This window comes from Sinorhizobium sp. RAC02 (assembly GCF_001713395.1).
In the GTDB taxonomy this organism is placed as follows: Bacteria; Pseudomonadota; Alphaproteobacteria; order Rhizobiales; family Rhizobiaceae; genus Shinella.
In genome coordinates this window covers 233,904-260,112 of the sequence record NZ_CP016452.1, presented here as the reverse complement: position 1 = coordinate 260,112, position 26,209 = coordinate 233,904, and the positions used below count along the sequence as shown (strand labels likewise).

Here is a 26,209-nt window from a genome sequence, read left to right as displayed (position 1 = left end):
GTGCCTGGCACTGGCCGAAGCGGTCCATTCATCTGGCTCACGCCGCAATTTAGATAAGGTGAATAAAACCTTTCGCACACCCGTTTCGCGTCTGGATGCAAGCCTTTGATGGGTCGGGGAGGGACACATGAGAGTGATGTCGGTGCGGCGAATCCTGGTTTTCATAATCCTGCTGTTGCCCGTCGAGGCGGCGGCGTCCGTGCGGCACGCGCTTCTCATCGGCAACAGCCGCTACGAGGTGGCGACGCCCCTGCGCAATCCGGAAAACGATATCGAGATCGTCGGCGCTGCGCTGGAAAAGAGCGGCTTTGCCGTCACTAAGGTCGCGAATGCCAAGGCGGCGGATACATTGGCGGCGGTCGATGCCTTCGTGGCGCGCCTGGCCACCGTTGAAAATCCTGTTGTCATGGTCTACTTCGCCGGCCACGGCGTCCAGATCTCCGGGCAGAACTACCTGTTACCCGTCGATGTCAAGCTGGGTACCGAAGAGGAGCTGCGCTCGGTCGCGCTCTCGCTTAGCGAACTCACGCGCCGGCTCGACGCGGTGAGAACTAGCCTTCAGATCGTCGTACTCGATTCTTGCCGCGACAACCCGTTTGAGCAGACGCGTGGCCTCAGGCGCGGCCTTGCGACAGCGCCGGAACGGCTCGGCCGCATCGTCGCCTTCTCGACCTCTCCTGGCAATCTTGCGGCTGACGGAAACACCGGTGCTAGTCCCTATGCGGCGGCGCTCGCCGAATCCGTCACGATTCCCGGCCTTTCCATCGAGGGTGTTTTCAAGCGCGTACGCGCCACCGTGCAAGAGCGCACCGGCGGCAAGCAGGAGCCCTGGGAAAACAGCGCGGTCTACGGCGACTTCCAGTTCGTCGCAGGAAAACCGGCCGAGGCGGGCGGTGACGAGGTCGCCTTCTTCGAATTTGCCGCGCTCGCCGACAGTCAGGAGGCTTACCGCAAATATCTGTCCCGCTATCCACAGGGAATGTTCGCAAACCTTGCGAAACAGAAGATCGAGTTCATGGACAAGGATTTCAGCTTCCGCCGGCAGAACGAGGTGTTTCGTGACTTCACGTTCAGCACACCGCCGAACGATCCTTGCGGAAGGGGAAGCTTTGCTGCCGGAGAGAGGGCGGGTGAGGACATAGCCGACGACGAGATCATCCTACTCGACCTGTTCTTCAACTACCCGGATGAGCCGTGCAAGAACACGGTGTTCGTCGATTCCTTGATCGATATAGACGGAGGCGGGGTCAGCAAAAACAGAATTATCTTCGACTACTTTGGCGACAAATTCTACCGGAGCGGATCCCATATCCCTTTCGATCCGGCTCCCTACGTCCATTTCCTGGAGAAGTTCGATCAGCTCTTCTTTACCTATCGCAACATGCACAAAGAAGGCGATATTCTGCTCGAAATGTCGGAGCCGGCGAAGGCGGCCATGGACTACATCGACATCGAGTCCTGCGAAGGCACCTGCTTTGGTGTCACAGCCCTCGTGAAGGCGCGTGCCATCCCCGAAGAAGAACTTATGGTCTATCGGTTTGAGGTGGTGAACGCCGCTGAACTCGGCCTGACCTGGAAGTACCAGAACACGATCGCCAAGATCAAGAATGAGCGGGCTAAAGCTCTCAAGGAGACCGCACTCAAACGAGAAGACGCGGTGCTGACATCGCCCTTTCTCAAGGTTCATTCGGTGGCTGGATGGGAGGTTCTGGCCAATCTCGATCAGGCAAATTACCTTCAAAACTGCCAGGCGACGCGTCGCCATGATGCGGGTCGGTCGAGCATCATCCGCTTGGATGCCTCTGGTGGCATCGATATCGGCTTCCGTGACAGAGACCGGGATTTCATGGACGTGTCGGGCCGGCCGTTCACTTTCTTTGTTGACGAGAAGGAGATGCAGTACATCACACGCATCAGGTCCCAGGATGAAATCCTCTACAAGATTGCCTCCACGCCGCAAGTCCTCGCGCTCCTGAAGGGCGGGCGCGAAGTGCGCCTGCACGACGGTGCTGCAAGTCTGGACGGTTCGCGTGCGATGCTTTCCATGTTGGAAGCATGTCTGGCGGCACTCGGCGGTTAGAGGGTAATCAACACGCAATGACCGGCGTGGCTCCCGTGTGAACCGGCTGGGAGCGAGAACTAGCGTCGACGAGCGTGTTGGACCTCAAACCATCGAAGCCATGGGAAATTGCGTTTATCTTCTTGGAAGGGTGGACGGATCGCCGCACGTCCTAGAGATCAACAGCAGCGAAACTCCTCTATCCGTCCGCTCGACGTCCCTGGACCATCCGATCGAGCACGATAGCGCACAGGAGAATTGCCAGGCCGGCGAGCAGGCCTTGGCCTTGCGCCGCATACTGCAGGGCGTGCAGCACGTCTTCTCCTAGGCCCTTTGCGCCGATCAGCGCTGCTATGACGACCATCGACAGGCACATCAGGATGGTCTGGCTGATGCCGGCCATGATCGACGGTGCGGCTGTCGGGAGATCGACCTTGAAGAGGATGAAGCTGCGGGACGCACCGAAGGCAATCGCGGCTTCACGCACTGAAGGCGGTACTGAAGCGATGCCGAGCGCCGTGAGCCTAACGACGGGCGGGATGCCGAAGATGACGGTTGCGATGATGCCGGAGGACTTGCCTATCCCGAAGAGGGCGATAACCGGTATCAGATAGACGAAGGCCGGCATTGTCTGCATGAAATCGAGCAACGGACGCACAATTGCGGCGACGCGCCGGTTGTAGCCGCAGAGAACGCCGAGCGGGATACCGATGGCAATCGAGATCAGCACCGCGGTGCCGAGAAGCGCCACGGTCTGCATGCTTTTTTCCCAGTAGCCGAGGATTGCCAGATAACTGATCGCGACTAAGGTCAGAAGAAAGACGCGGAATCCAGCGAGCTGCCAGGCTATGGCGAGGATAATCGCCATGACGACGGGCCATGGCGTCTCGGTAAGAGCCGCCTCCAGCAGTCCCAGCATCCCATTGATCGCGCTGGTCAACGCTCCGGCGGCCGGCGCGAGGGTGGCACTGATCGAGCTGATGACGTGGTCCAGCCAAGCCGCTGCCGCGGAGTTCCAGGCCGGGTCGCTTGGGAAGGCGTCCAGTAGTGTCCGATCGCTAAAATGAAGCGCGATGATCGGAATGAGGATGGCGAGTAGGGCTGCGGCGCCAGCGGAATGCAGCGGGCTGAAGCCGGATTTGGCGGTGTCGCTTTCCAGCCGCCATTCGCGAAAGCGGCATTCCACCAGATGGTTGGCGATGGCTCCCAGACCAAGACGGGTAGCGGCAAGGAGTCCGCCTCCGAGTGCCAGGATCAGGGAGGCGCCGGCCTTGGCGTCGGCGGCTGTCTGCCGCGCTTCGCGGGCTGCCTGCTCTAGTGCGGTGGCGGAGCGGGTAAGTGACTTTGCGATCGTGGATGTTGAATCCCTGTCGTTCGCGGCTTTCGCCTCGGACAGACGGGTGGCGGCGAGCCGCTCAAGGCGCTCGGCGCGTGCACCCTGTTCGGTACTCGCTCCCCCGGAAAGTGCGAATGCGATCACCACGACGGCGAGAAGATCAGCAATCAGGAAGGGCCAGAAGGCAGACCAGAGCCGGCGCCCCCCAAGCCAGATCGGGCCAAGCAGGACGGCGGCGGCGTTGACGGAGGGCGTATAGCCGCGCCGATCGCCGATGCGCTGAAACGCTTGCCGGTAGTAGGCGCCGTTGCTGCCGGCAAAGCGGGCGATGGCTTCGTCGCGTGCGGTTTGCTCGGTCATGCGATGGCTCTTGCTTTGGCAGGTGGGAGCTCGTCTCGTTCAGGCAAACGGGCATTGCGGACGAAGCGTCGGACATGGTCGTCAGCAGGCCGGTTGACGAGGGTCTCGGCCGTTCCGGTCTGGACGATACGGCCCGCCCGCATCAGCACGACACGATCGGCGATGCGGAAGGCCTCGTCGACATCGTGCGTCACGAACACGGTCGTCTTCCCCAATTCACGCGACAACGCCATGAACTGGGTCTGGAGATCATAGCGGATCAACGGGTCGAGCGCGCTGAAAGGCTCATCCATGAGAAGAATATCCGGATCGGCGGCGAGCGCCCGGGCTAGGCCAACGCGCTGCTGCATACCGCCGGAGAGTGCCCCGACACGTCGGTCTCCCAGCCCCTCGAGCCCGACGCGGGCAAGCAATTCGTCAGCCCGGTCCTCGCGCTTCGTGCGGGCGATGCCGCGGATTTCGAGAGGCAGGCCGACATTGTCGCGTACCGAGAGATGCGCGAGCAGTGCGTGGGACTGAAACACCATGCCGATACGGTGCGAGCGCAACTCGCGCAGCGCCTTGGGGCCGAGAGACAGGATATCGCTGCCATCGATGCGCACATTTCCGGCACTCGGCTCGAGCAGGCGATTGATGAGGCGCACGAGCGTCGACTTGCCGCTGCCCGAGAGTCCCATCAGGCAGATCAGCTCTCCTTGTTTGACGGAGAGGTTGGCGGCGCGCACACCGACAACCGCGCGAAGGCGCTTGAGGACGGCTTCGTCAGGTTCGGCCCGACGTGCCTCGGTGAGAACCGCTGCTTCGTCGTTGCCGAAAACCTTCCAGACGTCCTCAAGCTCGATCATATGGTCAGTTCCCGACCCAACCGGCGACGACGTCGGGATTGGCTGCGATCCAGTCCCTGGCAGCATCATCGGGGTTCCGGCCTTCGACGGCAATGGCGAAGGCGAGCTTGCTGACGGCGTCTGTCGTGAAGGTCACCCTTTCGAGGATTGCCGCCACCTCAGGTGCGTTTTCGGCAAGCGACTTCGAGTAGGCGATATGGATCGCCGCATCCTTGTAGGCCGACTTGATCGACGACTTTTCCAGCCAGTTTGGATCTGACGGCTCGACGAAGTTCCAGGCGGCGTCGTCGTGCTTGGGTTCTTCCAGCACTTCGAGCTCGTAGCGGGCGAAATTCTGGTGTGGGCCGTAGCAGTAGCCGATCCAGCCAGTACCAGCCTTCACAGCGGCGTCGAGATCGGCCGTGGCGACGGCTTCGTCAGTCGTCTGCAGGTCGAAGAAATCGGCAAAGCCGTAGTCGCGGGCGCGCACCGTTTCGATGTTGGTGGAAAGCCAGCCGGCAGCGCCGAGCCAGATCTTGCCCTTACCCTTGCCGTCTGCCGAGAAGACGGCTGCCTTGGCCGGATCGGCCAAGTCGAAGACGGAATGGATGCCATGTTTGTCCGCCGTCACCTTTGTCGTGCAATAGCCCTGCGTACCGGCATAGGAATTGGCGGCGAGCTTTACCTTGCCGTTTTCGCCGGCATATTGATCGACAAGGGCCTGCTGGTTCGGCAACCAGACGTCGGTCCAGATATCGATTTCGCCGCCATTGCGGTTCAGCGCTTCCCAGATGACCGGAACGGAGCCGGCCTTGATGGCCTCGACTTCCTTGCCGAGCTGTTCTTCGAGGAGGATTTTCACGACATAGGCTGTGCCCTGCGCGGTAGCGTAGCCGGGATCGGCCACGGTAATGGGGGCCGCCTGCGCTGCGGCCGGGATCAAGACGGCAAGGGCTGTGGAGGTTGCAAAAAGGATTTTGAGAGCGGTGTGCATAGAGTTTTCCATTCCGGTTGGGTTTTCAAGGTCAGGCGTGGTTCCGGGTGTTGCCAGCCTCGGAGCGCGCAAGGTGGGGCAGACCGAGCCGTTCGCGTAGCGAGCCATCGGTCGGGCCCGGTGTGAGAAGCCCTCGTTCGCGCAGCAGCGGCACGACGCCTGCGATGAAATCGTCCTGTCCCGCGGGGAAGGTCGGTGGCAGCAGCATGAAGCCGTCGGCCGCGCCGCCGGCTACCCAGTCCTCGATCTCACCGGCGATAGCTTCGGCCGTGCCGATGACCTGCCAATGGCCGCGTGCGCCGGCAATCCGGCGGGCAAGTGCGCCGACGGAAAGGCCTTCCTTGCGGGCAAGCTCCGTCAAAAGCGTCTGTCGGCTGCGGATGGAGTTGGAGACCGGCAGGTCGGGCAGCGGGCCGTCGATATCGACGCCGGAAAGGTCGACGTCACCGAGATAGGTCTCAAGCAGTGAAAGAGCGACGTCTGGCTGGATCAGATCCTGCAGGGCGGCGTATTTTTCTTCCGCCTCCGTCTTGGTCTTCCCTATGACGGGGAAGATGCCGGGCAAAACGAGAACGTCATCAACATGCCGGCCGGAGGCAACGGCGCGCTTCTTGACATCCTGATAGAAACCGCGCGCGGAGACGATATCGCTGTGTGCGGTAAACACGACATCGGCCGTCCGGGCGGCGAGTGTCTTGCCCGCATCGGAAGAACCGGCCTGCACGAGAAGCGGGCGGCCTTGCCGGGAAGGAATGACGTTGAGCGGGCCTTTGCTGCGGAAATACGTGCCCGAATGATTCACGCTCTCCACGGCATCCGGCTCGAAGAAAACACCGCTCTGCTTGTCACGGACAAAACCGTCCGGGTTCCAGCTCTGCCAGAGCCTCTGCACGGCCTCGACGAATTCACCGGCGCGGTCGTAGCGCGCCGCGTGGTCGAAGTCGGGACCGACGTTGAAGTTGTCGCTCTCCTGCTGGAGGGAGGAGGTAACGATGTTCCAGCCGATGCGGCCATTGCTGATGAGATCCAGCGAGGCAAGCTGGCGTGCGAGATTGTAGGGTTCGTTGAAGGTCGTCGACGCCGTTGCAACGATGCCGATCGTCTCGGTCGCCGTCGCCACCGCCGACGCAAGCGTCAGCGCCTCAAAGCCGTGCGACCATTCATCCACGCGGCGCAGCGCCTCGGCACGGCCCTTCGGGACACCGAGACGGTCCGAAATGAAGGCGATTTCGAAGCCGGCGGCTTCAGCCGCACGTGCAGCGGCGATGTAGTGGCTGACGGAGATATTGGTGGCGACCTGCGTCGACGGATGCCGCCAAGCAGCAACATGGTGGCCGCTGGGGTAGAGGATAGTGCCGAGAACGATTTTGCGGGTGGGCATGATTGATGTGTCTCAAAGGGAAAATTTCCGCTTGAAAATACCGTACTCCATACCGTCAGCGAGGAATTCCCATTTAATTTATCTATTATGTAGGAAAAGAAAATCCGGCCCGTGTCCGCGAGCAGGCGCGCTGGCGGTGATGTCTCCTTGCATGACTTGAGCGTCACGCAAGATCATTCGTGACTGTCACGATAGCTGCAGCCAGCCTTCGGCGTCCCAATCCACGCTAACTATAAGCCGTGATGTTTCCGGGCTTCGGTGACGCTTCACATCGTTTGCCGAAGTGTCTTTGGGCGGGAAGGCTTTCCACAAAATATGCGCAGTTTGGAATACGCGCCTTTGATAATCTATCAAAACGATAGAAAATATAAACAATAGAAGATGGGGGACGACATGAAGATCCTTGGCATTTCGGGTAGCGTCAAGCGGCCATCGCGAACGGCGCATCTTGTCGAGCAAATTGTTGCGGCCATCGCCCGCACAGCAGATGTGAAAACCGGCCATCTCGATCTCGCTGAATCGGCGCCGGTGCTTTTCCGGGCGCTGCGCGCCGACCAACTCGACGATGCTGGGCGCGCGATTGTAGATTCAGTCGAGGCCGCCGACGTGCTTGTGGTTGGTTCCCCAGTCTATCGAGCATCCTATACCGGCGCCCTCAAGCATCTCTTCGATCTTGTCGATTTCCGAGCCCTCCAGGGTCGGCGTGTGATTTTGGCGGCAACGGGCGGAACACCACTGCATGGCCTCATGCTCGAGCATCAGTTCCGGCCGCTTTTTGGTTTCTTCGGCGCAGTCACGGTCCCCACGACTGTCTATGCGGTCGAGGCGGATTTCACCGAATACACGCTGACCAACACGATCGTCGAAGCGCGTATCGAGCGCGCCGTCAGCGAGCTGTTTGATCTTCTGCCCGGCGCGGCCCCGGCCGCAGGCGATCTAACCAATCCGGGCTTGCGCCTCGTCGCCGGCGACGCGGCAACCAACTGATACAAGGAAGAGAGGAGTTTCGCATGACAGAACATAGCAGGGATCCCGTCAAATTCGCCTACTGGGTGCCGAACGTTTCCGGCGGCTTGGTCATCTCCAACATCGAGCAGCGCACGAGCTGGACGATCGACTATAACCGCAAGCTCGCGCAGATCGCCGAGGCAAGCGGCTTCGACTATGCGCTGAGCCAGATCCGTTTCACGGCAGGCTATGGTGCGGAGTTCCAGCATGAGTCCGTATCGTTCAGCCATTCGCTGCTGGAAGCTACGACGACCCTGAAGGTCATCGCGGCGATCCTGCCGGGGCCGTGGAACCCGGCGCTTGCGGCCAAGCAGATCGCAACAATCAACCACCTCACGAACGGCCGCGTCGCGGTTAACGTGGTCAGCGGCTGGTTCCGTGGCGAGTTCCATGCGATCGGTGAACCATGGCTCGACCATGATGAACGCTACCGCCGTTCCGAAGAATTCATCCGTGCTTTGCGCGGCATCTGGACCGAAGAGAGCTTCACCTTCCGCGGTGACTTCTATCGCTTCAACAATTATTCGCTGAAGCCAAAACCGATCGATCCGCAGCCGGAAATCTTCCAGGGTGGCTCGTCGCGTGCGGCACGCGATATGGCCTCGCGGGTCTCCGACTGGTACTTCACCAATGGCAACACGCCGGAGGAAATCGCCAAGCAGGTCAACGACATCCGCGGCAAGGCGAAGGAAAACGATCATTCGGTCAAGGTCGGCGTCAACGCCTTTGCCATCGTGCGCGAGACCGAGGAAGAGGCGAAGGCCGTCCTTGCCGAAATCATCGAGAAGGCCAATCCGGAAGCGGTCAACGCCTTTGGCCACGAGGTGAAGAATGCCGGAAAGGCCTCGCCGGAAGGCGAGGGCAACTGGGCGAAATCGAGCTTCGAGGATCTCGTCCAATACAATGACGGTTTCCGCTCCAACCTGATCGGCACGCCAAAGCAGGTGGCAGAACGCATCGTGCGCCTGAAGCGCGCCGGTGCCGACCTCATCCTGCTCGGCTTCCTGCATTTCCAGGAAGAGGTCGAGTACTTCGGCAAACACGTCATCCCGCTCGTACGCGCGCTGGAAGAGGCAGAGGAGAGCGCGGCCATCGCCGCCGAATAAACGAGAGACGGCCAGACGGGGCGGCGATTGCCGCCGCTCCGCACAACGCGAGCACCACGGTGTCCGCGATCGGGAAACTGCGCCGGTTTGAAACCGGAAGACGGGACGAGACATGTCGGCATCGAATTTTCTGCTCGCGGGCCTCGGCAGCGAGGTAGCGATACCGCCGGATATCCGGGAGCACCTTGAGCTTCGCGGCGTGCGTGCGGCGTCGGACCGTCCCGTGCCGCGCTCGGACGAGGCGCTCGTACTGGAATTGCACGGTATCGACCTGTCCTTCGGCGGCGTTGTCGCGCTCAAGGGCGTGGACCTTGCCGTGCGGCATGGCGAAATCCGCGCGATCATCGGCCCGAATGGTGCCGGCAAGAGTTCGCTGATCAATGTCATTTCCGGGGTCTATCGTCCGGATCGCGGCCACGTGGCGATCGACGGTGCCGTCTACAGTCCCGTGCCGACGCAGAAGCTTGCGCGCCTTGGCATTGCCCGCACCTTCCAGAACCTCGCTTTGTTCAAGGGCCTCAGCGTCCTCGACAATATCGCGGCCGGCCGCGCCTTCGTGGGGCGGTCGAGCTTCCTGAGCCAGATCGTCGGCTTTCCGGCCGCGCGCCGCGAACAGGCCGATGCCCGCGAACGGGCAAGCCGCGTGATCGATTTCCTGCATCTCGCACCCTATGCCGACAGGCTTGCCGGCACATTGCCCTACGGCCTGCAGAAGCGTGTCGAGCTCGCCCGTGCACTTGCCGCCGAACCGCGGATCCTCCTGCTCGACGAGCCGATGGCCGGGATGACGGCGACGGAGAAGAATGAACTGGCCGACTACGTTCGGTTGGCGCGTGACGAGTACCAGATCACCGTCGTGCTGATCGAGCACGACATCGGCGTCGTCATGGGGCTTTCCGACCGGATCGCGGTTCTCGACTACGGCCGCAAGATCGCCGACGGCACGCCGCAGGAGATCGCACGCGACCAGCGCGTCATCGACGCCTATCTCGGCGTGGCGCCGGAAAACGAAGACGGAGAGGGCATCTGATGGCCGGGTTCGACTGGCTTTTCTTCACCGAGGTGCTGATCGGCGGGCTCCTGTCCGGTGTCATGTATTCGCTCGTCGCGATCGGTTTCGTGCTGATCTACAAGACATCCGGTGTCCTGAATTTTTCGCAGGGCGCGCTTCTGCTCTTCGCTGCGCTGACCTTCGTCAGCCTCGTCGAAAAGGGCGTGCCCTTTGCCGCCGCCTTTGCCATTACCTTCGCGGCGATGGTGGCCATCGGCATCGCGATTGAGCGCACGGTGCTGAGACCGCTTACCAACAAGCCGCCGATCACGCTTTTCATGGCGACGCTCGGCCTCTCCTATATCATCGAAGGTGCGGCCCAGTTGATCTGGGGCACACAGGTTCATGGCCTCGATCTCGGCATTGAGGACATTCCCTTCGATGTCGGCGGCGTGTTCATCAGCCAATTTGATATCTTTGCCGCTGTCGTCGCGGCCGGCATGGTGGCGCTGCTCTCCGCCTTCTTCCGCTACACCCGCATCGGTCTCGGCTTCCGCGCCGTTGCGGACGATCAGTTCGCCGCCCTTGCCATCGGTCTCAAGCTCCCTTGGATCTGGGCGAGCGTCTGGGCTGCCGCGGGCCTCGTGGCTTTGGTCGCGGGCCTTCTCTGGGGCGCACGCCTCGGCGTACAGTTCTCGCTCTCCCTCGTCGTCCTGAAGGCGTTGCCGGTTCTTGTTCTCGGCGGCTTCGATTCCATCCTTGGGGCCATCATCGGTGGCCTGCTTGTCGGCGCCTCGGAGAAGCTCGCGGAGGTCTATATCGGCGAATATTTCGGCGGCGGCATCGAGGGCTGGTTCGCCTATGTCGTGGCGCTCGCCTTCCTGCTTATCCGCCCCTCCGGCCTGTTCGGCCAGAAGCTCGTGGAAAGGGTCTGACGTCATGTCCGCCATCGCAACAGATCTTTCGCCCTCCGTTTCCCTGCGCTATGCCGGGCCGATCTCCGTGCTGGCGATCGCCTATCTCGTCATCCCCTTCGTTGGGACCAGCTATCTCTTCGAGGCGATCCTGCTGCCGTTCCTTGCCCTGAGTCTCGCCGGTGTCGGGCTCAACATCCTGACGGGATATGCGGGACAGGTCTCGCTCGGCTCTGCCGCTTTCATGGCCGTCGGCGCCTTTGCGGCCTACAACTTCAACCTCCGGATCGACGGGCTGCCGCTCGTCGTCTCCATCGTGCTCGCCGGCCTTTCTGCCGCTGCCGTCGGCATCGTCTTCGGCCTTCCGAGCCTTCGCCTGCGAGGCTTCTATCTCGCGGTCTCGACGCTTGCGGCGCAGTTCTTCGTGCAATGGGCGCTGACGAAATTCAGCTGGTTCTCCAACAATTCGGCCTCCGGCGTTATCGATGCACCGCCGCTCTCACTCGCTGGCCTGCCCTTCGAAGGGGCAATCGGGCGTTATCTCTTTGCGCTGACGGTGGTGGCCGTCTTCACCTTCCTCGCCTATCGCCTGGTGTCGTCGCAGACCGGCCGGAACTTCATCGCCGTGCGTGACAACGAGACCGCCGCCCGCATCATCGGTGTTCCGGTGCTGCGAACCAAGCTGCTCGCCTTTGCCATCTCCTCCTTCATCATCGGCGTTGCGGGCGTGCTCTGGGCCTTCGCCTACCTGCGCACGGTCGAGCCGGCCGGGTTCAACCTCGATCGCTCGTTCCAAATTCTTTTCATTATCATCATCGGCGGCCTTGCCTCGATCCGCGGCGCCTTCTTCGGTGCGGCACTCATCGTCGTCTTCCCGCTGGTGCTCTCAAGACTGGGCGCGTTCCTGCTCGGCGATGTCTTTGATTCCGGTGTGCTCGACATGACGCAGCGTATCGTCATCGGCGCCTTCATCATCCTCTTCCTGATCCTCGAGCCGGACGGTCTGGTCGCGCTGTGGGATCGGTTGAAGTCACGTTTTGCGGCCGCCCTCCGGCGGACGTGAGACCCACGAAGCCTTTTCGGCTTCCAACAACAAAAGCCCTTGAACCCTGAAACGAAACCGGACGGCGCAAGGCCATCCGACAGACGGAGTGTGTCCACAAATGACCCTTTCTACCAAGATCAGAGCGGCCGCCTTCGCTGCCGGCATTGGCCTTGCGGCCATCGCGTTCCCGGCGCAGGCTGACGAGCAGCACTTTCCCCTCCAGAGCTATCGTGTCGGACCCTATGCGGCCGGCGGCACTGGCTTCTTCGGCGGTTTCATCGACTATCTGAACCTCATTAACACCCGCGATGGCGGCGTTAACGGCGTGAAGCTGACGTGGTCGGAGGCCGAAACCCAGTATGAGGTCGAGCGCGGCGTCGAAGCCTATGAGCGCCTGAAGAGCAATCCGGGTATCGCCGCCTGGAACCCGCTCTCGGTCGGCATCGCCTATGCAATGATCGACCGCATTGCGCAGGACAAAGTGCCGCTGATCACGATCAACCACGGCCGCACCGACTCGACGGACGGCCGCGTCTTTCCCTACGTCTTCCCGCTGCTGCTCAACCCCTACAGCGAGACATCCGGCATCGTGAACTACATCGCCTCGAAGGAGGGCGGCGTCGAAAGCCTGAAGGGGAAAAAGATCACCGTGCTCTACCACGGCTCGCCCTACGGCAAGGAAACGATCCCGATCTATGAACTGCTTGCCGAGAAATACGGCTTCGAACTGCAGCAGATCGAGGTTCCGCATCCGGGCAACGAGCAGCAGTCGCAATGGCTGACGATCCGCCGCGCCAAGCCGGATTATGTCGTGCTGCGTGGCTGGGGCGTCATGAACCCGGTCGCCTTGAAGACGGCTGCCAAGACCGGCTTCCCGGTCGATCACATCATCGGCAATGTCTGGTCGAACTCTGAAGAGGACGTCATTCCGGCGGGTGATGCGGCCAAGGGCTATACGGCGATCACCACGCAGGCTTCGGGCGCCGAATACCCTGTCGTCAAGGAAATCGTGAAGACGCTGTATGACGCCGGCAAGGGTAACCTTGAGGACAAGGGCCGCATCGGCTCCGTCTACCACAATCTCGGCATCGTCAATGGCATCCTGAACGTCGAAGCGGTCCGCATCGCACAGGAGAAGTTCGGCAAGCGCACGCTGACCGGCGACGAAGTGCGCTGGGGCTTCGAGCATCTGCAGCTCGACCAGGCCCGCGTCGAGGCGCTCGGTGCGAAGGACCTGTTCCACTCGATCAACGTCACATGGGACAACCACGAGGGCAACGGCTACGTGACCTTCCAGCAATGGGACGGCAATAAGTGGAACGTCGTTTCCGACTGGATCGCGCCGGACTGGGCGCTGCTGCGGCCGATCATCGAAAAATCGTCCGAGGCCTATGCGGCCGAGAAAGGCATCACGCTTCGTACCGCCGATGATGCGGGTGCGGTGACGAACTGATGCCGACGGCCGCGCGCCCTACCGCGCGGCCCTGCGGCCGGCTGCCACGCGACTTCTTCCTCGCTTGGTGCCCGGCCGCGGATTTTCGCTGCGAGCCCGACGATATCCGCCAGAGGAGTTTGAAATGACCGAGGAAAACCGGATACTGACCGTGGAGGGCCTTCGTGCGACCTACAACCACTCCATCACCGCGCTGCATGGTGTCGACCTTTCGATCGCGCGCGGCGAAATCCTCGCCGTTCTCGGCGCGAACGGTGCGGGCAAGACGACGACCCTGAAGGCCGTCTCGAACCTCCTCCCGGCCGAGCGCGGTCAGGTGAATGCCGGCCGCATCCTGTTCGAAGCCCGTGACGTGTCGCGCGAGACGCCGGCAAGTCTCGTGCGTGTGGGGCTGGTGCAGGTGCTGGAAGGCCGGCATTGTTTCAAGACGCTGACGGTCGAGGAGAACCTCGTCTCCGGCGGCCTCGGCCGCGGTGCGTCACGCGCGGAAATCGCGATCGATCTCGAAAAGGTCTACGCGCATTTCCCAAGATTGCACGAGAAACGCCGGGTGCTTTCCGGCCTCACCTCCGGTGGCGAACAGCAGATGACGGCGATCGGCCGTGCACTGATGTCGCGCCCGCGTCTCCTTGTGCTCGACGAGCCCTCCATGGGGCTCGCGCCCCTCGTCGTGCAGGATATTTTCCGCACCCTCAAGCGCCTTAACCGCGAGGAGGGGCTGTCGATCCTTGTCGCCGAACAGAACACAGCCGTCGCGCTCACCTTTGCCGACAGGGCGGTCATTCTGGAAAACGGCGTCAGCGTGCTCACCGGCGATGCCGCAGATCTCAAGTCGCGCGACGACGTGAAGGCCTTCTATCTCGGCGAAAGACCCACCGCGGCCGCACTCGTCCATTGAATTCAACCCGAAGAGGAGCCAGACAATGACCATTTCCAACGTCAACACGAAGGATGCCGTCGAGGGCGTTCCGGCGGTGCCGCGCCCGAGCGAGCCGGCGCACATCATCAAGAGCGACGCCGAGGCAATCGCGGTCGCGAAGACGCTCGCGGCGGAGATCGCGCCGGGTTCGGCGATCCGCGACCGTGACCGGATCTGGCCGGTGAAGGAGCTTGATTCGTTCTCGCAGAGCGGCCTCTGGTCTATCAACGTGCCGAAGGTATTCGGCGGTCCCGAAGTCTCCTACGCCACGCTCGCCAAGGTGATCGAGATCGTCTCGGCGGCCGATTCCTCGATCGGTCAGATCGCCCAGAACCATCTCGGCGTCGTGGCGGCGATCCGTACCGTGTCCGATGAGGCGCAGCAGAAGTTGCTCTTTGCCGAGGTGTTGCGCGGCACGCGCTTCGGCAATGCCTTCTCCGAATTCGGTTCCAAACGCGCCGCCGATTTCGAGACGAAGTTTGTCGATGCCGGCGACCATGTCGTCGTCAACGGCCAGAAATTCTATTCCTCCGGCGCGCTCCTCGCCCATCTCGTACCGGTCGTCGCACTCGATGAGGAGGGGCGTGCCTGGTACGCCATTGCCGAGCGCGATGCGCCAGGCCTGACCGTCATCGATGACTGGTCTTCCTTTGGCCAGCGCACGACGCTCTCAGGCACGGTGATCCTCAACAATGTGAAGGTTCCGAAGACCCATCTGGTGCCTGGCTACAAGGGGTATGAGGTGCCGACGGCCGACGGCGCGATCTTCCAGATCATCCAGGTCGCCGTCGATACGGGGATTGCGCAGGCCGCCATCGACGAAACGGTCTCCTTCGTGCGGACGAAGAGCCGTGCCTGGATCGACAGTGGCCTCGACCATGCCTGGGACGATCCCTACACGATCCAGGCCGTCGGCGACCTGATGCTTCGCCTGCACGCCGCCCAGGCGTTGCTCGAAAAGGCCGGCCACGCCATCGACCGTGCGGTCGCGAACCCGAATGCGGAAACGGTTGCAGAGGCCCAGATCGTCACTGCCGAGGCAAAAATCCTCTCGACCGAAATCGCGATCACCGCGACCAACAAGTTGTTCGAGCTTGCCGGCACGCGTTCTACGCTCGCTGAGCATCACCTAGACCGGCATTGGCGCAATGCCCGCACCCATACACTTCACGATCCTGTGCGCTGGAAATACGCCATCCTCGGAAAATACTTCCTCAACGGCGAAAAGCCGCCGCTTCATGCCTGGAGCTGATTTCATAGAGATCACCGGTGCGTTCTTCAGGCGCATCGGTCCGCTGAGGGAATCTGTATAGGCAGACGCACGGCCTGCCGGTTGAAGGATATCATCTTGCTGTCCGGGGAGGTCAATAAATCTGGAATTTCAAACTCCAGATTTATTGACCTCCCCGGGTTTCGCGCCTATTGGAGGCGAAGTTTGGGCTTGGCCCTGTCTCAATCCTCCAGTCGCCGTCAGAATCGCCTCGTGAAAGACAAGTTCATTTTTCGGACTTTTGTGGATAGCTACAACGAGCTCGTACGGCATCTGACGGTCAAGCTGCGCAGTCGGTCCGATGCGAATGACGTGGCGCAGGAAACCTTTCTCAAGATCAGTCGGATGGGTGGCGATACGGTCGTCGACAATCCCCGTTCCTATCTCTTCCGCATGGCTGACAACGCGGCGATCGACCATCTGCGTCGGCAGAAGGTGCGCACGCGCCTCGCTTCGGATGAGCCGGCAATCGAGCAGCCGGCAGATACACCATCGCCGGAAGAACAGGTGGACTACCGCCAGCGCCTCGTGCTTCTCACCCGCATCGTCGACGACCTGCCGCCGCGCCAGAAGCAGGCCTTCGTCCTGCACAAGTTCGACGGTCTCGGCCATCAAGAGATCGCCGCAAAGCTCGGCATATCGAGAAGTGCCGTCGAAAAACTCCTGATGAAGGCGCTCGCGACCTGCCGCGACCGGTTTGGAGAGCATCTCGAATGAGGGGAAACATCAGGACGGGGCTGAGGTGTCGTTGCGTGAGAAACGTCTTTGCTCCAGATGAGTGTCGAGATAATCGACCGGGCATGCGGGTTGGATGAGCGCCATGGCGAACAAAGAGACGGATCTGCGATCGGTTGCGCTGGAATGGTTCGTCCGGATGCAATCCGGCGAGACGACGCAGGCCGAGCGCCTTGCCCATGCCCGCTGGCTGGCGGAGGCCGACGAACATCGTCTGGAGTACCGCAAGCTCGAAGGCCTGTGGGCGGATTTCGATGCCATTCCGCGCCCGGTGATCGATCCTGTCGACCGGGGCCGGCGACGCTTTCTCGTGGGGACCGGCGCCGGGCTTGCCGCGGGCCTTGCCGGCGTCGCCGCCTGGCAGGGCGGCTATCTCGGCAGCTTCAGCGATTTTTCGACCGGTACCGGCGAGCAGCGCACCATCAGGCTCGCCGATGGCAGCCAGGTGACGCTTGATGCCGACAGCGCGATCAACGTCGGCTTCGATGAGCGTGCCCGGCGCATCCATCTCTTGCAGGGCCGTGCCTTCTTCGATGTTGCGGCAGACAAGGCGCGACCCTTCTCGGTCGAGGCGTCGAAAGGTGTCGCCACGGCACTCGGCACACGGTTCTCCGTCCACCGGCGCGAGACATCCGTGACGGTCGACGTGGAGGAAAGCACCGTTTCCGTGGTGGCGCCGGATGCATCGACCGTCGTGCTCAATGCGCCGGAAACCCTGTCCTACGGCCAGCATGGCGTGGCGCGCGTCGGCACCATCGATACCGAGGTCGCTGCCGCGTGGCGCCATGGCAAGCTGATCTTCGAGGATCAGCCGCTGGGCCAGGTGATCGAGGACGTGAACCGTTACAGACGCGGCTCGATCCGAATCTATGGCGAGGGCCTGCAGGCCTTGCGGGTGAGCGGCATCTTCGACATGGCCAATCCGGATGGTGTGCTGGACACGATCACCCGCACGCTTCCCATCTCCGCCTACAGGCTCACCGACTACTTCGTCGTGCTGCGGCCGGCGTGAGCGCTGCGAAGCTCTTTTAAAATTTGATAAAAAAATTCCACTTTCGGGGTGAGGACGTGCACGCCGGCATGCGTCATGCGGGATAGATGGGGCAGAACGCCTCGAGAATGACGGTAAAGGTTGAGGCGCATGAGCATGATTTCGAAGACCGGCAGGGGCCTGCGCAGCGGCGTCGCCTGCATGGCGATTGTCCTGGCGACGGCAGCGGCAACGACGCCGGGTTATGGCCAGGAAGCAAAGCAGGCTCGCGCTCAGGCCGTCAGCTACACCATTCCGGCCGGCCCGCTCGGCCAGGTGATCTCCCGCTTCGCCAATCGCGCCAACCTGCAGATCCTTTACCCCGCCGGCCTCGTGCGCGGAAAGACGAGCGGCGGCCTGTCCGGTTCGCATTCCGTGGAGAGCGGCCTTGCGGCGATCCTTTCGGGATCCGGGCTAAGCTACAGGCTTACCGGCGGCAATACGGTGACGATCGTCGATCCTTCGGCGTCGTCCGCTTCACAGGTCCAGCCGTTGGCGGATGGCTCGACCGTGCTGCAGACGATCAATGTCGAGGGGGATGGTTCCACGACCGAGGGAACGAACTCCTACACGACACGCGAAATGACGACGGCGACCGGCCTGCCGCTCTCGATTGCCGAGACGCCGCAATCGGTGACGGTCGTCACGCGCAAGCGAATGGAGGACCAGGCGAGCACGTCGCTGCGCGATGCGCTTGAATCGGCAAGCGGCATGACCACGCAGCAATATGACAGCGACCGCACCGAATATACCGCGCGTGGTTTCGCAATCACCGAGTTCCAGTATGACGGCGTGGCCGTCGAGACGGATGGCGTCTACGATTTCGGCCTGAGCAATGCCGACATGACCATCTATGACCATATCGAGGTGGTGAAGGGTGCCAACGGCCTCCTGATGGGGGCCGGCAATCCCGGTGCGGCGGTCAATCTCGTGCGCAAGCGCCCGACAGACACCTTCCAAGGTTCGGTGACCGGCACGCTCGGCGCGTGGAACACTTATCGCAGCGAACTGGATGTCTCCGGGCCGCTCAATGACGACGGTTCGGTGCGTGGACGTTTTTCCGGATCCTTCGAAGATGGGGAATCCTATCTCGACCACTACGAGAAGAAGTCCTTCACGCTCTATGGCGTGCTGGAAGCCGATATCGGCGACAGCACGACGTTGTCGCTTGGCGCCGACTACCAGCAGAACCGCCCGCGCGGCTCGAGCTGGACGGGCCTGCCGATGTTCTTCTCCGATGGAACCCGTACTGATTGGGATGTTTCCTCCAACCCGGCCACGACCTGGAGCCGTCGCGATACGTTCACCAACAATTTCTTCGTCTCGCTCGACCATGAATTCGACAATGGCTGGAAGGCGGAACTCACCTACAACCATCGCCGCAACGGGCATGACAGTGTTCTTGGCTCCGCAGGCGGCGGTTTCCCCGATCCCGTCACGGGCGCCGGTGTCTCGCAGTTTGTCGGCAAATATTCGGGCCGGATCGTGCAGGACACCATCGATGCCAAGGCGTCAGGCCCGTTCGAGCTGCTCGGCCGCGAACACGACCTGATGTTCGGGGCGACCGCCTCCCGGCGAACGGACAGCGGACCCTGGTATGGCTATGGTGGCGTCGACTACGATCCGTCCGTTCCGAATTTCTTCGAGTGGGACGGCAACACGAAGGAGCCGGATTTCGCGCTCGCAGGGCACTATGAGGATTCGCTGACCCAGTATGGCGTCTATGCGGCCACGCGGCTGAAGCCGACGGATGACCTGTCCTTCATTCTCGGCAGTCGCATCAGCTGGTGGGATTTCAACGACCGCGGAACCTATGACATCGCCACGGATGTATGGAACGCGCCGGGCGCCTATTCCGCCAAGGGCAAGCTCACGCCCTATGCCGGTATCGTCTACAATCTCAACGATTCCTATTCCGTTTATGCGAGCTACACGGACATCTTCAGGCCGCAGGGCAATCAGGACGTTGACGGCGCCTACCTCGCGCCGGAGGAGGGCAAAAGCTACGAGGCCGGCGTCAAGGGCAGCTTCTTCGACGGCGCGCTGAATGCCAGTGCCGCGGTGTTCATGACCAAGCAGGACAATCTCGCGGAAGTTGCCGGATATGATCCGATCCGCGGGGGGAACTACTACCGGGCGGTGCAGGGCGTGACGACGAAGGGCTTCGAACTTGAGGCCTCAGGCGAGATCCTGCCGGACTGGAACGTCTATGCGAGCTACACTCATGCCCGCGCGCGCAAGGCGAATGGCGATCTCGTCTATTCCTTCATCCAGACGAGCGCGCCAGACAATGTCGTGAAGTTCTACACGAGCTATACGCTGCCTGGCGAGTGGGAAAACCTGACGATCGGTGGGGGCCTGCGCTGGCAGGACGAGATCCACGGCTTTGTCTGGAGCCCGGCGAATGTCTATCAGAATGTTACGCAGAAGAACGTGCTTCTGGTCGACGCGATGGCGAAATACCGGTTCGGCGAGAAGATCGACGTGACCTTCAACGTCAAGAACCTCTTCAACGAGAAGTACTTTGCCGGCCTCGGCAACTTCGATACCGGCTTCTATGGTGAGCCGCGCAGCTTCAGCATCTCGACGAAGTTCAAGTTCTGATGCTTTTATCCTCGTCCCGCAGTCTGGGGACGACACGTCGCGGCTTCCTTGCGGGAGCCGGGGCGCTGTTGCTTGTACCGCAACGGGTGTCTGGCGCGACGGCGACGTTTCCTGCGACGGTCGAGCACGCGCTCGGCCGCACGGTGATCGCGTCACCGCCCAAGCGTGTCGTTACCGTCGGCTATGGCGACGAATGCGCGCTGCTCGCGCTCGGGGTGAAGCCGCTCGGCATCGTACGGTCCGGCATGTTCGAAAGCGGTATCACACCCTGGTGCGCGCAGCGTTTCGGCGCTGACATTCCCTTGCTGCTCGAAGGAGGCATGACGGACTACGAAATGGTCGCTGATCTGGCGCCCGATCTCGTGCTCGGCGTGTTCTCCGGCCTCGACAGCGTCTCCTACGGCCGGCTTTCACGCATCGCGCCGACGGTCGCCTACCGATCGGGACCCTGGCAGGCGAGTTGGCACGAGCAGACGCGGATCGCGGGCGCAGCACTTGGACGGGCGGAAGAGGCGGAACAGCTCGTCGTGCAAACGGAAGGGCTGTTGAAAGGCTACGGCGACCGCTGGCCGGCCCTGCGCGGCCGGAGCTTCACCTTCGCGACCTTCTTTCCGGGCCGCGGCGATATCGTCGTCTATCTTCCGGGCGAAACGCGGGTGGACTGGCTTATCCAGCTTGGCATGGTTCCCTCCGAAGGTGTACGTCAGCTCGCATCCCGCAATCCGGGCCGTGTCTCTGTCGATGTCAGCCTCGAAGTGATCGACAGCGTCGGGGCAGATCTTCTCGTCATGTGGCTGGAGAAAAGCGCGCGGGCGGCACTCGAGGCGCAGAGCCTGTTTCGACTGTTCGAGCCCGTACGGCGCGGCCGCTGCTTCACCTTCGACGACCCGGCATCGATCTGGGCGGCCTCGTGGCCGAATGTCCTTTCCATCCCCTATGCCTTCTCCGCCTTCCTCCCGCGGATGGAAGCGGCGTTGAAGACCTGAACGGAAGGCGCCGGCATGTCCCACCAGCACGAGCACGAACCCTATGTGGAGGACTATTTCCTCGCAACGACCGAGGCCGTCATCCACCTGACGCCATCGATGATCCGTGTGGTTCTCAAGGTGCAGGACGGCGAGCGGCTGGTCGCGACCGATCACCCCGACGAATGGGTGCGCCTGGCGCTTTGCCCCAATCCCGAGACGCCGGTGACACTGCCGATATTGATGGAGAATGGCCGGTGGGGCCGGCCCGACAGCTCTCTGGCCTGCCCCAACAGGCCCTATACGGTGCGCGCCTGGAACCCGGAAACCTGCGAGATGGTCATCGATCTTGTCGCCCATGAGGGCGGCGTGGCTGCCGGCTGGGCCATGTCTGCGAAACCGGGCGACGTGGTCGGCATCTGCAATCCGGAGGGCCGCTTCGAGCCGCCGCCGGGTGCCGAGTGGGTGCTGTTGTTGGTAGACATCACCGGTCTGCCGGCCGTTGGCCGCATTCTGGAGGAACTGCCGGCGGAGATGCGTGCCATCGTGCATGTCGAAATCCCGTCCGCTGCCGACCGGCAGAGGCTCGGAAGCCGGGCCGATGTCGAGTTGGTCTGGCATGAGACGCATGGCCACCGGGATGGGAGCGAAGCGCCTACCCGTCTTCCGGAAATCGCCGCAGGATTCACCACACTGCCGGACGGCCCCGGTTACATCTACATCGCAGGGGAAGCTCGCGCCGCGTCCGCTTGCCGCAAGCACTTTCGCGACCGGCTCGGCTTCGACAAACAGGCAATCGATGCTGTCGGCTACTGGATCGAAGGGCAGGCCCGGGTATGAAGGCTGTGGCCGGGGTGGCGAGTGGCGCGGGTATCGCCGCGGTGCGCACGCATTTTCGCCTAGCGATGTTCGCGGGCATCCTGCTTCTCGGCCTGCTCACGGGCGCGAGCCTCTTCGTCGGCGTGCGGCCGGTGTCGCCTACCACTGTCCTGCGCGCATTCCTCGCGTTCGATGCAGCGTCCTTCGACGCGGTCGTCATCCGCGATTATCGCTTGCCGCGGACCCTCCTCGGCCTTCTGGCCGGTGCCGCCTTCGGTGTTTCCGGTGCGCTCATCCAGGCCATGACACGCAACCCGCTCGCCGATCCGGGTATCCTCGGCGTCAATGCGGGTGCCGCCTTCGGCATGATACTCGCCGTCTGGCTCCTCGATCTGCAATCCGCATGGAGTTCTCTCGGCTTCGCCTTTCTCGGCGCGCTCGTGATCACCGCGGCTGTCTATGCCATCGGCGCGTCCGGCCGGTCCGGGGCCTCTCCGCTCCGCCTCGTGCTCGCCGGCGTTGCGCTCTCCGCCGTGCTCGGTGGAGTCGGCTCAGCAATCGCGCTGCTCGATCCGGATGTTTTCGAAGGCATGCGGCATTGGTCCATCGGCGCACTGGCCGGCCGTGATATGGGAATCGTCGCGATGGTCACGCCGTTCATCCTGGCAGGGTTGACGATCGGGCTCGCGGTGGCGCCGCCGCTGAATGCCATCGGGCTCGGCGACGATCTCGCCCGCGCCTTCGGCGTCGGCATCGGACGCCTGCGCCTCCTCGTTATTCTCGCCGTCACGCTTCTTGCGGGTGCTGCGACAGCGGCGGTGGGGCCGATCGGCTTTGTGGGACTGATGGTGCCGCATGCCGTGCGCTGGTTCACCGGACCGGACCAGCGCCGCATCATCCCCGCCACGATGCTCTTCGCGCCAATCCTGCTACTGGCCGCCGATATCGCCGGACGCCTGGTTCTCTTCCCGGACGAACTCGAGGCCGGCATCGTCACCGCCGCACTGGGCGCCCCCGTGCTCATCCTGCTAGCGCGGCGCACGGGAGCGCATGGCCTATGAGCAGTCCGCCTATCTGGCCGGATTTCAGGCGCCGCATGCTTCCCATCCGTATCCTCGGCGACCGCCTGTCGCGGCGGCTCGACGGACGCGCGCTGCTGGCCGGCAGCCTCATTCTCTTTTTCGCCATCGGCCTGGCTGGAGTGTCGCTGGCGACCGGCTATTATCCTGTAACACCAGCACAGGTGGCCACTGCCTTCCTCCAACCTGACACGGACGTCATCCGCATGATCGTCGTGGAATGGCGCCTCCCGCGTGTTGGGCTGGCCTTTTTGCTCGGCGGCGCGCTGGGCTTGAGCGGCGCGATCTTCCAGTCACTGACGCGCAATCCGTTAGGCTCACCGGATATCATCGGCTTTTCGGCGGGCTCCTATACGGGCGCGCTCGCCGCGATCCTCCTCCTATCAGGCGGGTACTACGAGACGGCGGCAGGTGCGCTCGTCGGTGGCATCGTCACGGCACTCGCCGTCTACCTCTTCGCCTATCGCCGCGGCGTGCAGGGGTTCCGGCTCATCATCGTCGGCATCGGCGTTTCGGCAATGCTCGGCGCGCTCAACGCCTGGATGATCCGCGAAGCAGATCTGCAGGTAGCGATGAGTGCGGCGATCTGGGGTGCAGGGTCGCTAAACGGCCTTGGCATCGATCAGCTCCTCCCCGTCCTCCTCGTTCTCGCCCTGCTCGTGCCGCCGATGCTGGTACTTGCCCGGCCGATGCGGCAACTGGAGATGGGCGACGATGCGGCGCGCGCCTCCGGCGTGAACGCCGGTCGTGTACGGCTGTCTCTCATGGTGCTCGGCGTCGCGCTGACGGCGACCGTCACCGCCGCCGCGGGTCCCATCGCCTTCATCGCGCTCGCCGCCCCGCAGATTGCACGGCGGCTCATCCGCTCGCCCGGCGTAACACTCCTACCGTCGGCCCTGGTGGGCGCGCTGCTGCTTACGGCGGCCGACTGGGCCGCGCAACATGCCTTCTCCAATCAGCTGCCCGTCGGCATGATGACTGTCAGTATCGGCGGTTTCTATTTTCTCTGGCTGCTCGTCCGGGAGGGCCGCACATGACCCGATCTCCCCATCCGTCCCATCCGCGCCTCCATGCCGATGGCGTGACGCTCGGCTATGACGAACGCATCATCGCGACGGACCTGTCCGTCTCGATTCCCGACGGGTCCTTTACTGCCATCGTAGGGCCGAATGCCTGCGGCAAGTCCACGCTTTTGCGCGCCCTGTCGCGCCTGCTCGTGCCGTCTAAGGGTCGTATCGTTTTGGATGGAGGGTCGATCTTGAGGGCCTGACGGTGGGCGGCGGCGTGCGCTATATCGGCACCAGCCAGGGCGATCCCACCAATACGTTCAAGGTCGGCGCCGTGACCCTGTTCGACGCCATGGCCTCCTACGACTTCGGCGCAAAGAGCCCGGACTTGCAGGGGCTTTCCCTCCAACTCAACGTAAAGAATATCGGGGACGAGCGCTACGTCGCATCGTGCGCCAGTGCCTATGCCTGCTTCTATGGTGAAGGTCGCAGCATCGTCGCGACGTTGAAAAAACAATGGTAGTGCGCAAAACGATAGTGCTCGGCGTTCTCTCGGTGATCCTGTCGATAACAAACGTGCTTGCGGCGGAAACATTGCAGGCCTTGCCCCTTCCCGCCGGCGAGCTAACAGCGGGGAAGGGCGGAACCGCTGGCACAAGGCAGGTGTTCGATCCGGGTGCCGAGACGGGTGACTATATCAAGGGGCAGTTGCAGGTCGGGACCGGCGCGTTTGATCTCGACCTTGTCGACGGCGCGGGGAAACATCTGCGGCAGCTTGCCGACGGCGCAGGGGGCGTCGTCGAGTTTCAGTTCGTCGCTGAGGGCGCGGAGGAACGATTGATCGTCACGACGAAGCACGAAGGGCACTACGCGCTCGGCATCGACCGGAAAGTTGGCGTCGCGGATCAAGTCCCGGCCTCGCCTGTCTATCTGAGCCCCGCTATCGCGACGATCGCCACGAAGATTGCAGCCGGCGAGACAACAAGCGGCTTCTGGGCGATGGTCGAAACGCACGGTACGCCGCTCGTCGAAGACGGGCAGGAGGGGCGCAAGATTGTTACCTTCCTCGGCCGCGGCGCGCGGCGGAACATCCGCCTGTTCGGTGCGCCGAGCGGCGACCATGAGGACTTGCAGAGGCTTGCCGGGTCGGACATCTGGTTCAAGAGCTTCGAGGTGCCTAACGACACACGCCTGTCCTATCAGCTCGCCTTCGATGTGCCGGACGTACCTGGCACTGCGCGTGATCGGCGTATCGCCATCCTGTCGACCGCCAAGGCCGATCCGCTGAACCGTCATCCTTGGCCAGCCAAGACGAGCGACGTCTATAATCAGGAGTCCGTGCTGGAGCTTGCCGGCGCCCCGCCACAGCCCTGGCTTGAAGATAAGGGCGCTCCGTTCGGCACGCTGGCGCGGCTGTCGATCAAAAGCCGCCTGCTTGGCAATCGCCGAGACATCACGCTCTACCGCCCGGCGGGTTTCGACCCGGCACGCAAGGACACGATCCTGCTCTTCGTCTTCGATGCGGACCAGTATCTTGAGCGCGTGCCCGTGCCGCGCATCCTCGACAACATGATCGCTGGCGGCGCCGTGCCGCCAGTGATTGCCGTGTTCATCGCCAATCCCGACCGGGAAGCGCGAGCGCGGGAGTTGCCGGCCAATCCGGCTTTTGCTGACTTCATGGCCACCGAACTTTATCCTCTTGTCGAGAAGGAAACGGGACTGAAAGCCCCGGCGGAACGCACAGCGCTTGCCGGTTCCAGCTACGGCGGGCTGGCGGCAGCAACGATCGCCATGCGGCGTCCGGATGTTTTCGGCAATGTCCTATCGATGTCCGGCTCCTTCTGGTGGAGCCCACCCGGCACACCGGCGGATCAGAGGGAACACGTGGCGGGGCTGATCGCCCTAGGTCCGAAGCTGCCATTGCGCTTCTTCCTCTCCGCCGGGCTCTTTGAAGCCGGCGCGCATGGCACGGCCGGCATTCTCGATACAAGCCGGCATTTGCGGGATGTGCTGCGAGCAAAGGATATTCCCGTCATCTATCGGGACTACGCGGGCGGCCATGATTATCTGGTCTGGCAAGGCGTCGTTTCGGACGGGTTGATCGCGCTCTTCGGCAGGGACATGCCTTGAGCGGCTTTTCTTGGCGAAAAAACTTGATTATTAAAGTTATGTTTTAGCCGCACGCTTGAACGTTCTTTCGCGGGCCACGAATGAAAAGGAAAAGGGCTATGATCGAATCCACAGCCTATCTGAAAACGGAATACGCTCCGAAATATCTTGTTCAATTGTGCAAGGGTTACCGGAACGCAC

22 protein-coding genes and 1 pseudogene are annotated in these 26,209 nt (G+C 62.4%); 19 read left to right on the top strand and 4 right to left on the bottom strand.

The genetic code is table 11. From position 1 onward, the window contains the following. The first annotated feature begins 127 nt into the window (after positions 1-127). Complete coding sequence (locus tag BSY16_RS22440; protein ID WP_083243072.1) at positions 128-2,080, top strand: caspase family protein; 1,953 nt, start codon at positions 128-130, stop codon at positions 2,078-2,080. Positions 2,081-2,258: 178 nt separating this feature from the next. On the opposite strand, the gene BSY16_RS22435 is transcribed toward BSY16_RS22440, so the two are convergent. From BSY16_RS22435 to BSY16_RS22420, 4 genes are read right to left on the bottom strand one after another with little or no spacing between them, the layout of a single operon-like run. Continuing rightward, positions 2,259-3,755 (bottom strand): ABC transporter permease, encoded by a 1,497-nt coding sequence (locus BSY16_RS22435; RefSeq protein WP_069062080.1) that lies wholly within the window; start codon positions 3,753-3,755, stop codon positions 2,259-2,261. Beyond that, entirely contained in the window at positions 3,752-4,600 is an 849-nt protein-coding gene (locus BSY16_RS22430) for an ATP-binding cassette domain-containing protein (protein ID WP_069062079.1), read from the bottom strand. The genes BSY16_RS22435 and BSY16_RS22430 overlap by 4 nt, the downstream gene beginning before the upstream one ends. 4 nt (positions 4,601-4,604) lie before the next feature. Then, positions 4,605-5,573: an ABC transporter substrate-binding protein gene (locus BSY16_RS22425; RefSeq protein WP_069062078.1), complete on the bottom strand. Its 969-nt coding sequence runs from the start codon at positions 5,571-5,573 to the stop codon at positions 4,605-4,607. 31 nt (positions 5,574-5,604) lie between these two features. Next, positions 5,605-6,954, bottom strand: coding sequence for an LLM class flavin-dependent oxidoreductase (locus tag BSY16_RS22420; protein ID WP_069062077.1), 1,350 nt, complete (start codon positions 6,952-6,954; stop codon positions 5,605-5,607). A gap of 393 nt (positions 6,955-7,347) precedes the next feature. On the opposite strand from BSY16_RS22420, the gene msuE reads away from it, so the two are divergent. The 18 genes and pseudogenes from msuE (at position 7,348) to BSY16_RS22330 (ending at position 26,029) form a co-directional block, all read left to right on the top strand. After that, positions 7,348-7,941 (top strand): FMN reductase, encoded by a 594-nt coding sequence (msuE, locus tag BSY16_RS22415; protein ID WP_069063642.1) that lies wholly within the window; start codon positions 7,348-7,350, stop codon positions 7,939-7,941. A 23-nt stretch (positions 7,942-7,964) separates the two neighbouring features. Further along, a complete protein-coding gene (sfnG, locus tag BSY16_RS22410; protein WP_069062076.1) occupies positions 7,965-9,068 on the top strand; it encodes a dimethylsulfone monooxygenase SfnG in 1,104 nt (367 codons plus the stop codon). 112 nt (positions 9,069-9,180) lie between these two features. Further along, entirely contained in the window at positions 9,181-10,098 is a 918-nt protein-coding gene (locus tag BSY16_RS22405; RefSeq protein ID WP_083243069.1) for an ABC transporter ATP-binding protein, read from the top strand. Then, positions 10,098-10,994 (top strand): branched-chain amino acid ABC transporter permease, encoded by an 897-nt coding sequence (locus tag BSY16_RS22400; protein WP_069062075.1) that lies wholly within the window; start codon positions 10,098-10,100, stop codon positions 10,992-10,994. The genes BSY16_RS22405 and BSY16_RS22400 overlap by 1 nt, the downstream gene beginning before the upstream one ends. 4 nt (positions 10,995-10,998) lie before the next feature. After that, a complete protein-coding gene (locus BSY16_RS22395) occupies positions 10,999-12,036 on the top strand; it encodes a branched-chain amino acid ABC transporter permease (RefSeq protein ID WP_069062074.1) in 1,038 nt (345 codons plus the stop codon). Positions 12,037-12,136: 100 nt separating this feature from the next. Then, positions 12,137-13,471 (top strand): ABC transporter substrate-binding protein, encoded by a 1,335-nt coding sequence (locus BSY16_RS22390; protein ID WP_069062073.1) that lies wholly within the window; start codon positions 12,137-12,139, stop codon positions 13,469-13,471. 124 nt (positions 13,472-13,595) lie between these two features. Next, positions 13,596-14,369 (top strand): ABC transporter ATP-binding protein, encoded by a 774-nt coding sequence (locus tag BSY16_RS22385; protein WP_069062072.1) that lies wholly within the window; start codon positions 13,596-13,598, stop codon positions 14,367-14,369. Between the two features lie 25 nt (positions 14,370-14,394). Next, complete coding sequence (locus BSY16_RS22380; protein ID WP_069062071.1) at positions 14,395-15,642, top strand: SfnB family sulfur acquisition oxidoreductase; 1,248 nt, start codon at positions 14,395-14,397, stop codon at positions 15,640-15,642. A 261-nt stretch (positions 15,643-15,903) separates the two neighbouring features. Further along, a complete protein-coding gene (locus BSY16_RS22375; RefSeq protein WP_286157320.1) occupies positions 15,904-16,377 on the top strand; it encodes an RNA polymerase sigma factor in 474 nt (157 codons plus the stop codon). Between the two features lie 103 nt (positions 16,378-16,480). Beyond that, positions 16,481-17,407, top strand: coding sequence for a FecR family protein (locus BSY16_RS22370; RefSeq protein ID WP_286157319.1), 927 nt, complete (start codon positions 16,481-16,483; stop codon positions 17,405-17,407). A 129-nt stretch (positions 17,408-17,536) separates the two neighbouring features. Continuing rightward, the gene (locus tag BSY16_RS22365) at positions 17,537-20,029 is read left to right on the top strand and encodes a TonB-dependent siderophore receptor (protein ID WP_069062068.1); all 2,493 of its coding nucleotides are present in this window, start codon (positions 17,537-17,539) and stop codon (positions 20,027-20,029) included. A gap of 68 nt (positions 20,030-20,097) precedes the next feature. Then, the gene (locus tag BSY16_RS22360; protein WP_171902475.1) at positions 20,098-21,015 is read left to right on the top strand and encodes an ABC transporter substrate-binding protein; all 918 of its coding nucleotides are present in this window, start codon (positions 20,098-20,100) and stop codon (positions 21,013-21,015) included. A 15-nt stretch (positions 21,016-21,030) separates the two neighbouring features. Further along, on the top strand, positions 21,031-21,834 hold the full coding sequence (locus BSY16_RS22355; RefSeq protein ID WP_069062067.1) for a siderophore-interacting protein: 804 nt from the start codon (positions 21,031-21,033) through the stop codon (positions 21,832-21,834). Continuing rightward, positions 21,831-22,874, top strand: coding sequence for a FecCD family ABC transporter permease (locus tag BSY16_RS22350; RefSeq protein ID WP_069062066.1), 1,044 nt, complete (start codon positions 21,831-21,833; stop codon positions 22,872-22,874). The genes BSY16_RS22355 and BSY16_RS22350 overlap by 4 nt, the downstream gene beginning before the upstream one ends. After that, positions 22,871-23,929 carry a FecCD family ABC transporter permease gene (locus BSY16_RS22345; protein ID WP_083243067.1) on the top strand — a complete coding sequence of 353 codons (1,059 nt, stop codon included), beginning with the start codon at positions 22,871-22,873 and terminating at the stop codon, positions 23,927-23,929. Before BSY16_RS22350 ends, BSY16_RS22345 begins: the two co-directional genes overlap by 4 nt. Further along, positions 23,926-24,150: pseudogene (locus BSY16_RS22340) on the top strand (ATP-binding cassette domain-containing protein); the annotation flags it as partial. The gene BSY16_RS22345 and the pseudogene BSY16_RS22340, both read left to right, overlap by 4 nt. A gap of 26 nt (positions 24,151-24,176) precedes the next feature. Further along, positions 24,177-24,422, top strand: coding sequence for a TonB-dependent receptor domain-containing protein (locus BSY16_RS22335; protein WP_286157318.1), 246 nt, complete (start codon positions 24,177-24,179; stop codon positions 24,420-24,422). Next, the gene (locus BSY16_RS22330; protein WP_069062063.1) at positions 24,416-26,029 is read left to right on the top strand and encodes an alpha/beta hydrolase-fold protein; all 1,614 of its coding nucleotides are present in this window, start codon (positions 24,416-24,418) and stop codon (positions 26,027-26,029) included. The genes BSY16_RS22335 and BSY16_RS22330 overlap by 7 nt, the downstream gene beginning before the upstream one ends. The last annotated feature ends 180 nt before the right edge of the window (positions 26,030-26,209 follow it).

Excerpts from the sequence above, each read along its gene's own strand:
- BSY16_RS22330 (WP_069062063.1), top strand. The coding sequence starts at position 24,416 with ATGGTAGTGCGCAAAACGATAGTGCTCGGCGTTCTCTCGGTGATCCTG.
- BSY16_RS22370 (WP_286157319.1), top strand. The coding sequence starts at position 16,481 with ATGGCGAACAAAGAGACGGATCTGCGATCGGTTGCGCTGGAATGGTTC.
- BSY16_RS22440 (WP_083243072.1), top strand. The coding sequence starts at position 128 with ATGAGAGTGATGTCGGTGCGGCGAATCCTGGTTTTCATAATCCTGCTG.
- sfnG (WP_069062076.1), top strand. The coding sequence starts at position 7,965 with ATGACAGAACATAGCAGGGATCCCGTCAAATTCGCCTACTGGGTGCCG.
- BSY16_RS22345 (WP_083243067.1), top strand. The coding sequence starts at position 22,871 with ATGAGCAGTCCGCCTATCTGGCCGGATTTCAGGCGCCGCATGCTTCCC.
- BSY16_RS22435 (WP_069062080.1), bottom strand. The coding sequence starts at position 3,755 with ATGACCGAGCAAACCGCACGCGACGAAGCCATCGCCCGCTTTGCCGGC.
- BSY16_RS22355 (WP_069062067.1), top strand. The coding sequence starts at position 21,031 with ATGTCCCACCAGCACGAGCACGAACCCTATGTGGAGGACTATTTCCTC.
- BSY16_RS22425 (WP_069062078.1), bottom strand. The coding sequence starts at position 5,573 with ATGCACACCGCTCTCAAAATCCTTTTTGCAACCTCCACAGCCCTTGCC.
- msuE (WP_069063642.1), top strand. The coding sequence starts at position 7,348 with ATGAAGATCCTTGGCATTTCGGGTAGCGTCAAGCGGCCATCGCGAACG.
- BSY16_RS22400 (WP_069062075.1), top strand. The coding sequence starts at position 10,098 with ATGGCCGGGTTCGACTGGCTTTTCTTCACCGAGGTGCTGATCGGCGGG.
- BSY16_RS22390 (WP_069062073.1), top strand. The coding sequence starts at position 12,137 with ATGACCCTTTCTACCAAGATCAGAGCGGCCGCCTTCGCTGCCGGCATT.
- BSY16_RS22430 (WP_069062079.1), bottom strand. The coding sequence starts at position 4,600 with ATGATCGAGCTTGAGGACGTCTGGAAGGTTTTCGGCAACGACGAAGCA.
- BSY16_RS22420 (WP_069062077.1), bottom strand. The coding sequence starts at position 6,954 with ATGCCCACCCGCAAAATCGTTCTCGGCACTATCCTCTACCCCAGCGGC.
- BSY16_RS22380 (WP_069062071.1), top strand. The coding sequence starts at position 14,395 with ATGACCATTTCCAACGTCAACACGAAGGATGCCGTCGAGGGCGTTCCG.
- BSY16_RS22385 (WP_069062072.1), top strand. The coding sequence starts at position 13,596 with ATGACCGAGGAAAACCGGATACTGACCGTGGAGGGCCTTCGTGCGACC.
- BSY16_RS22405 (WP_083243069.1), top strand. The coding sequence starts at position 9,181 with ATGTCGGCATCGAATTTTCTGCTCGCGGGCCTCGGCAGCGAGGTAGCG.
- BSY16_RS22395 (WP_069062074.1), top strand. The coding sequence starts at position 10,999 with ATGTCCGCCATCGCAACAGATCTTTCGCCCTCCGTTTCCCTGCGCTAT.
- BSY16_RS22350 (WP_069062066.1), top strand. The coding sequence starts at position 21,831 with ATGAAGGCTGTGGCCGGGGTGGCGAGTGGCGCGGGTATCGCCGCGGTG.
- BSY16_RS22365 (WP_069062068.1), top strand. The coding sequence starts at position 17,537 with ATGAGCATGATTTCGAAGACCGGCAGGGGCCTGCGCAGCGGCGTCGCC.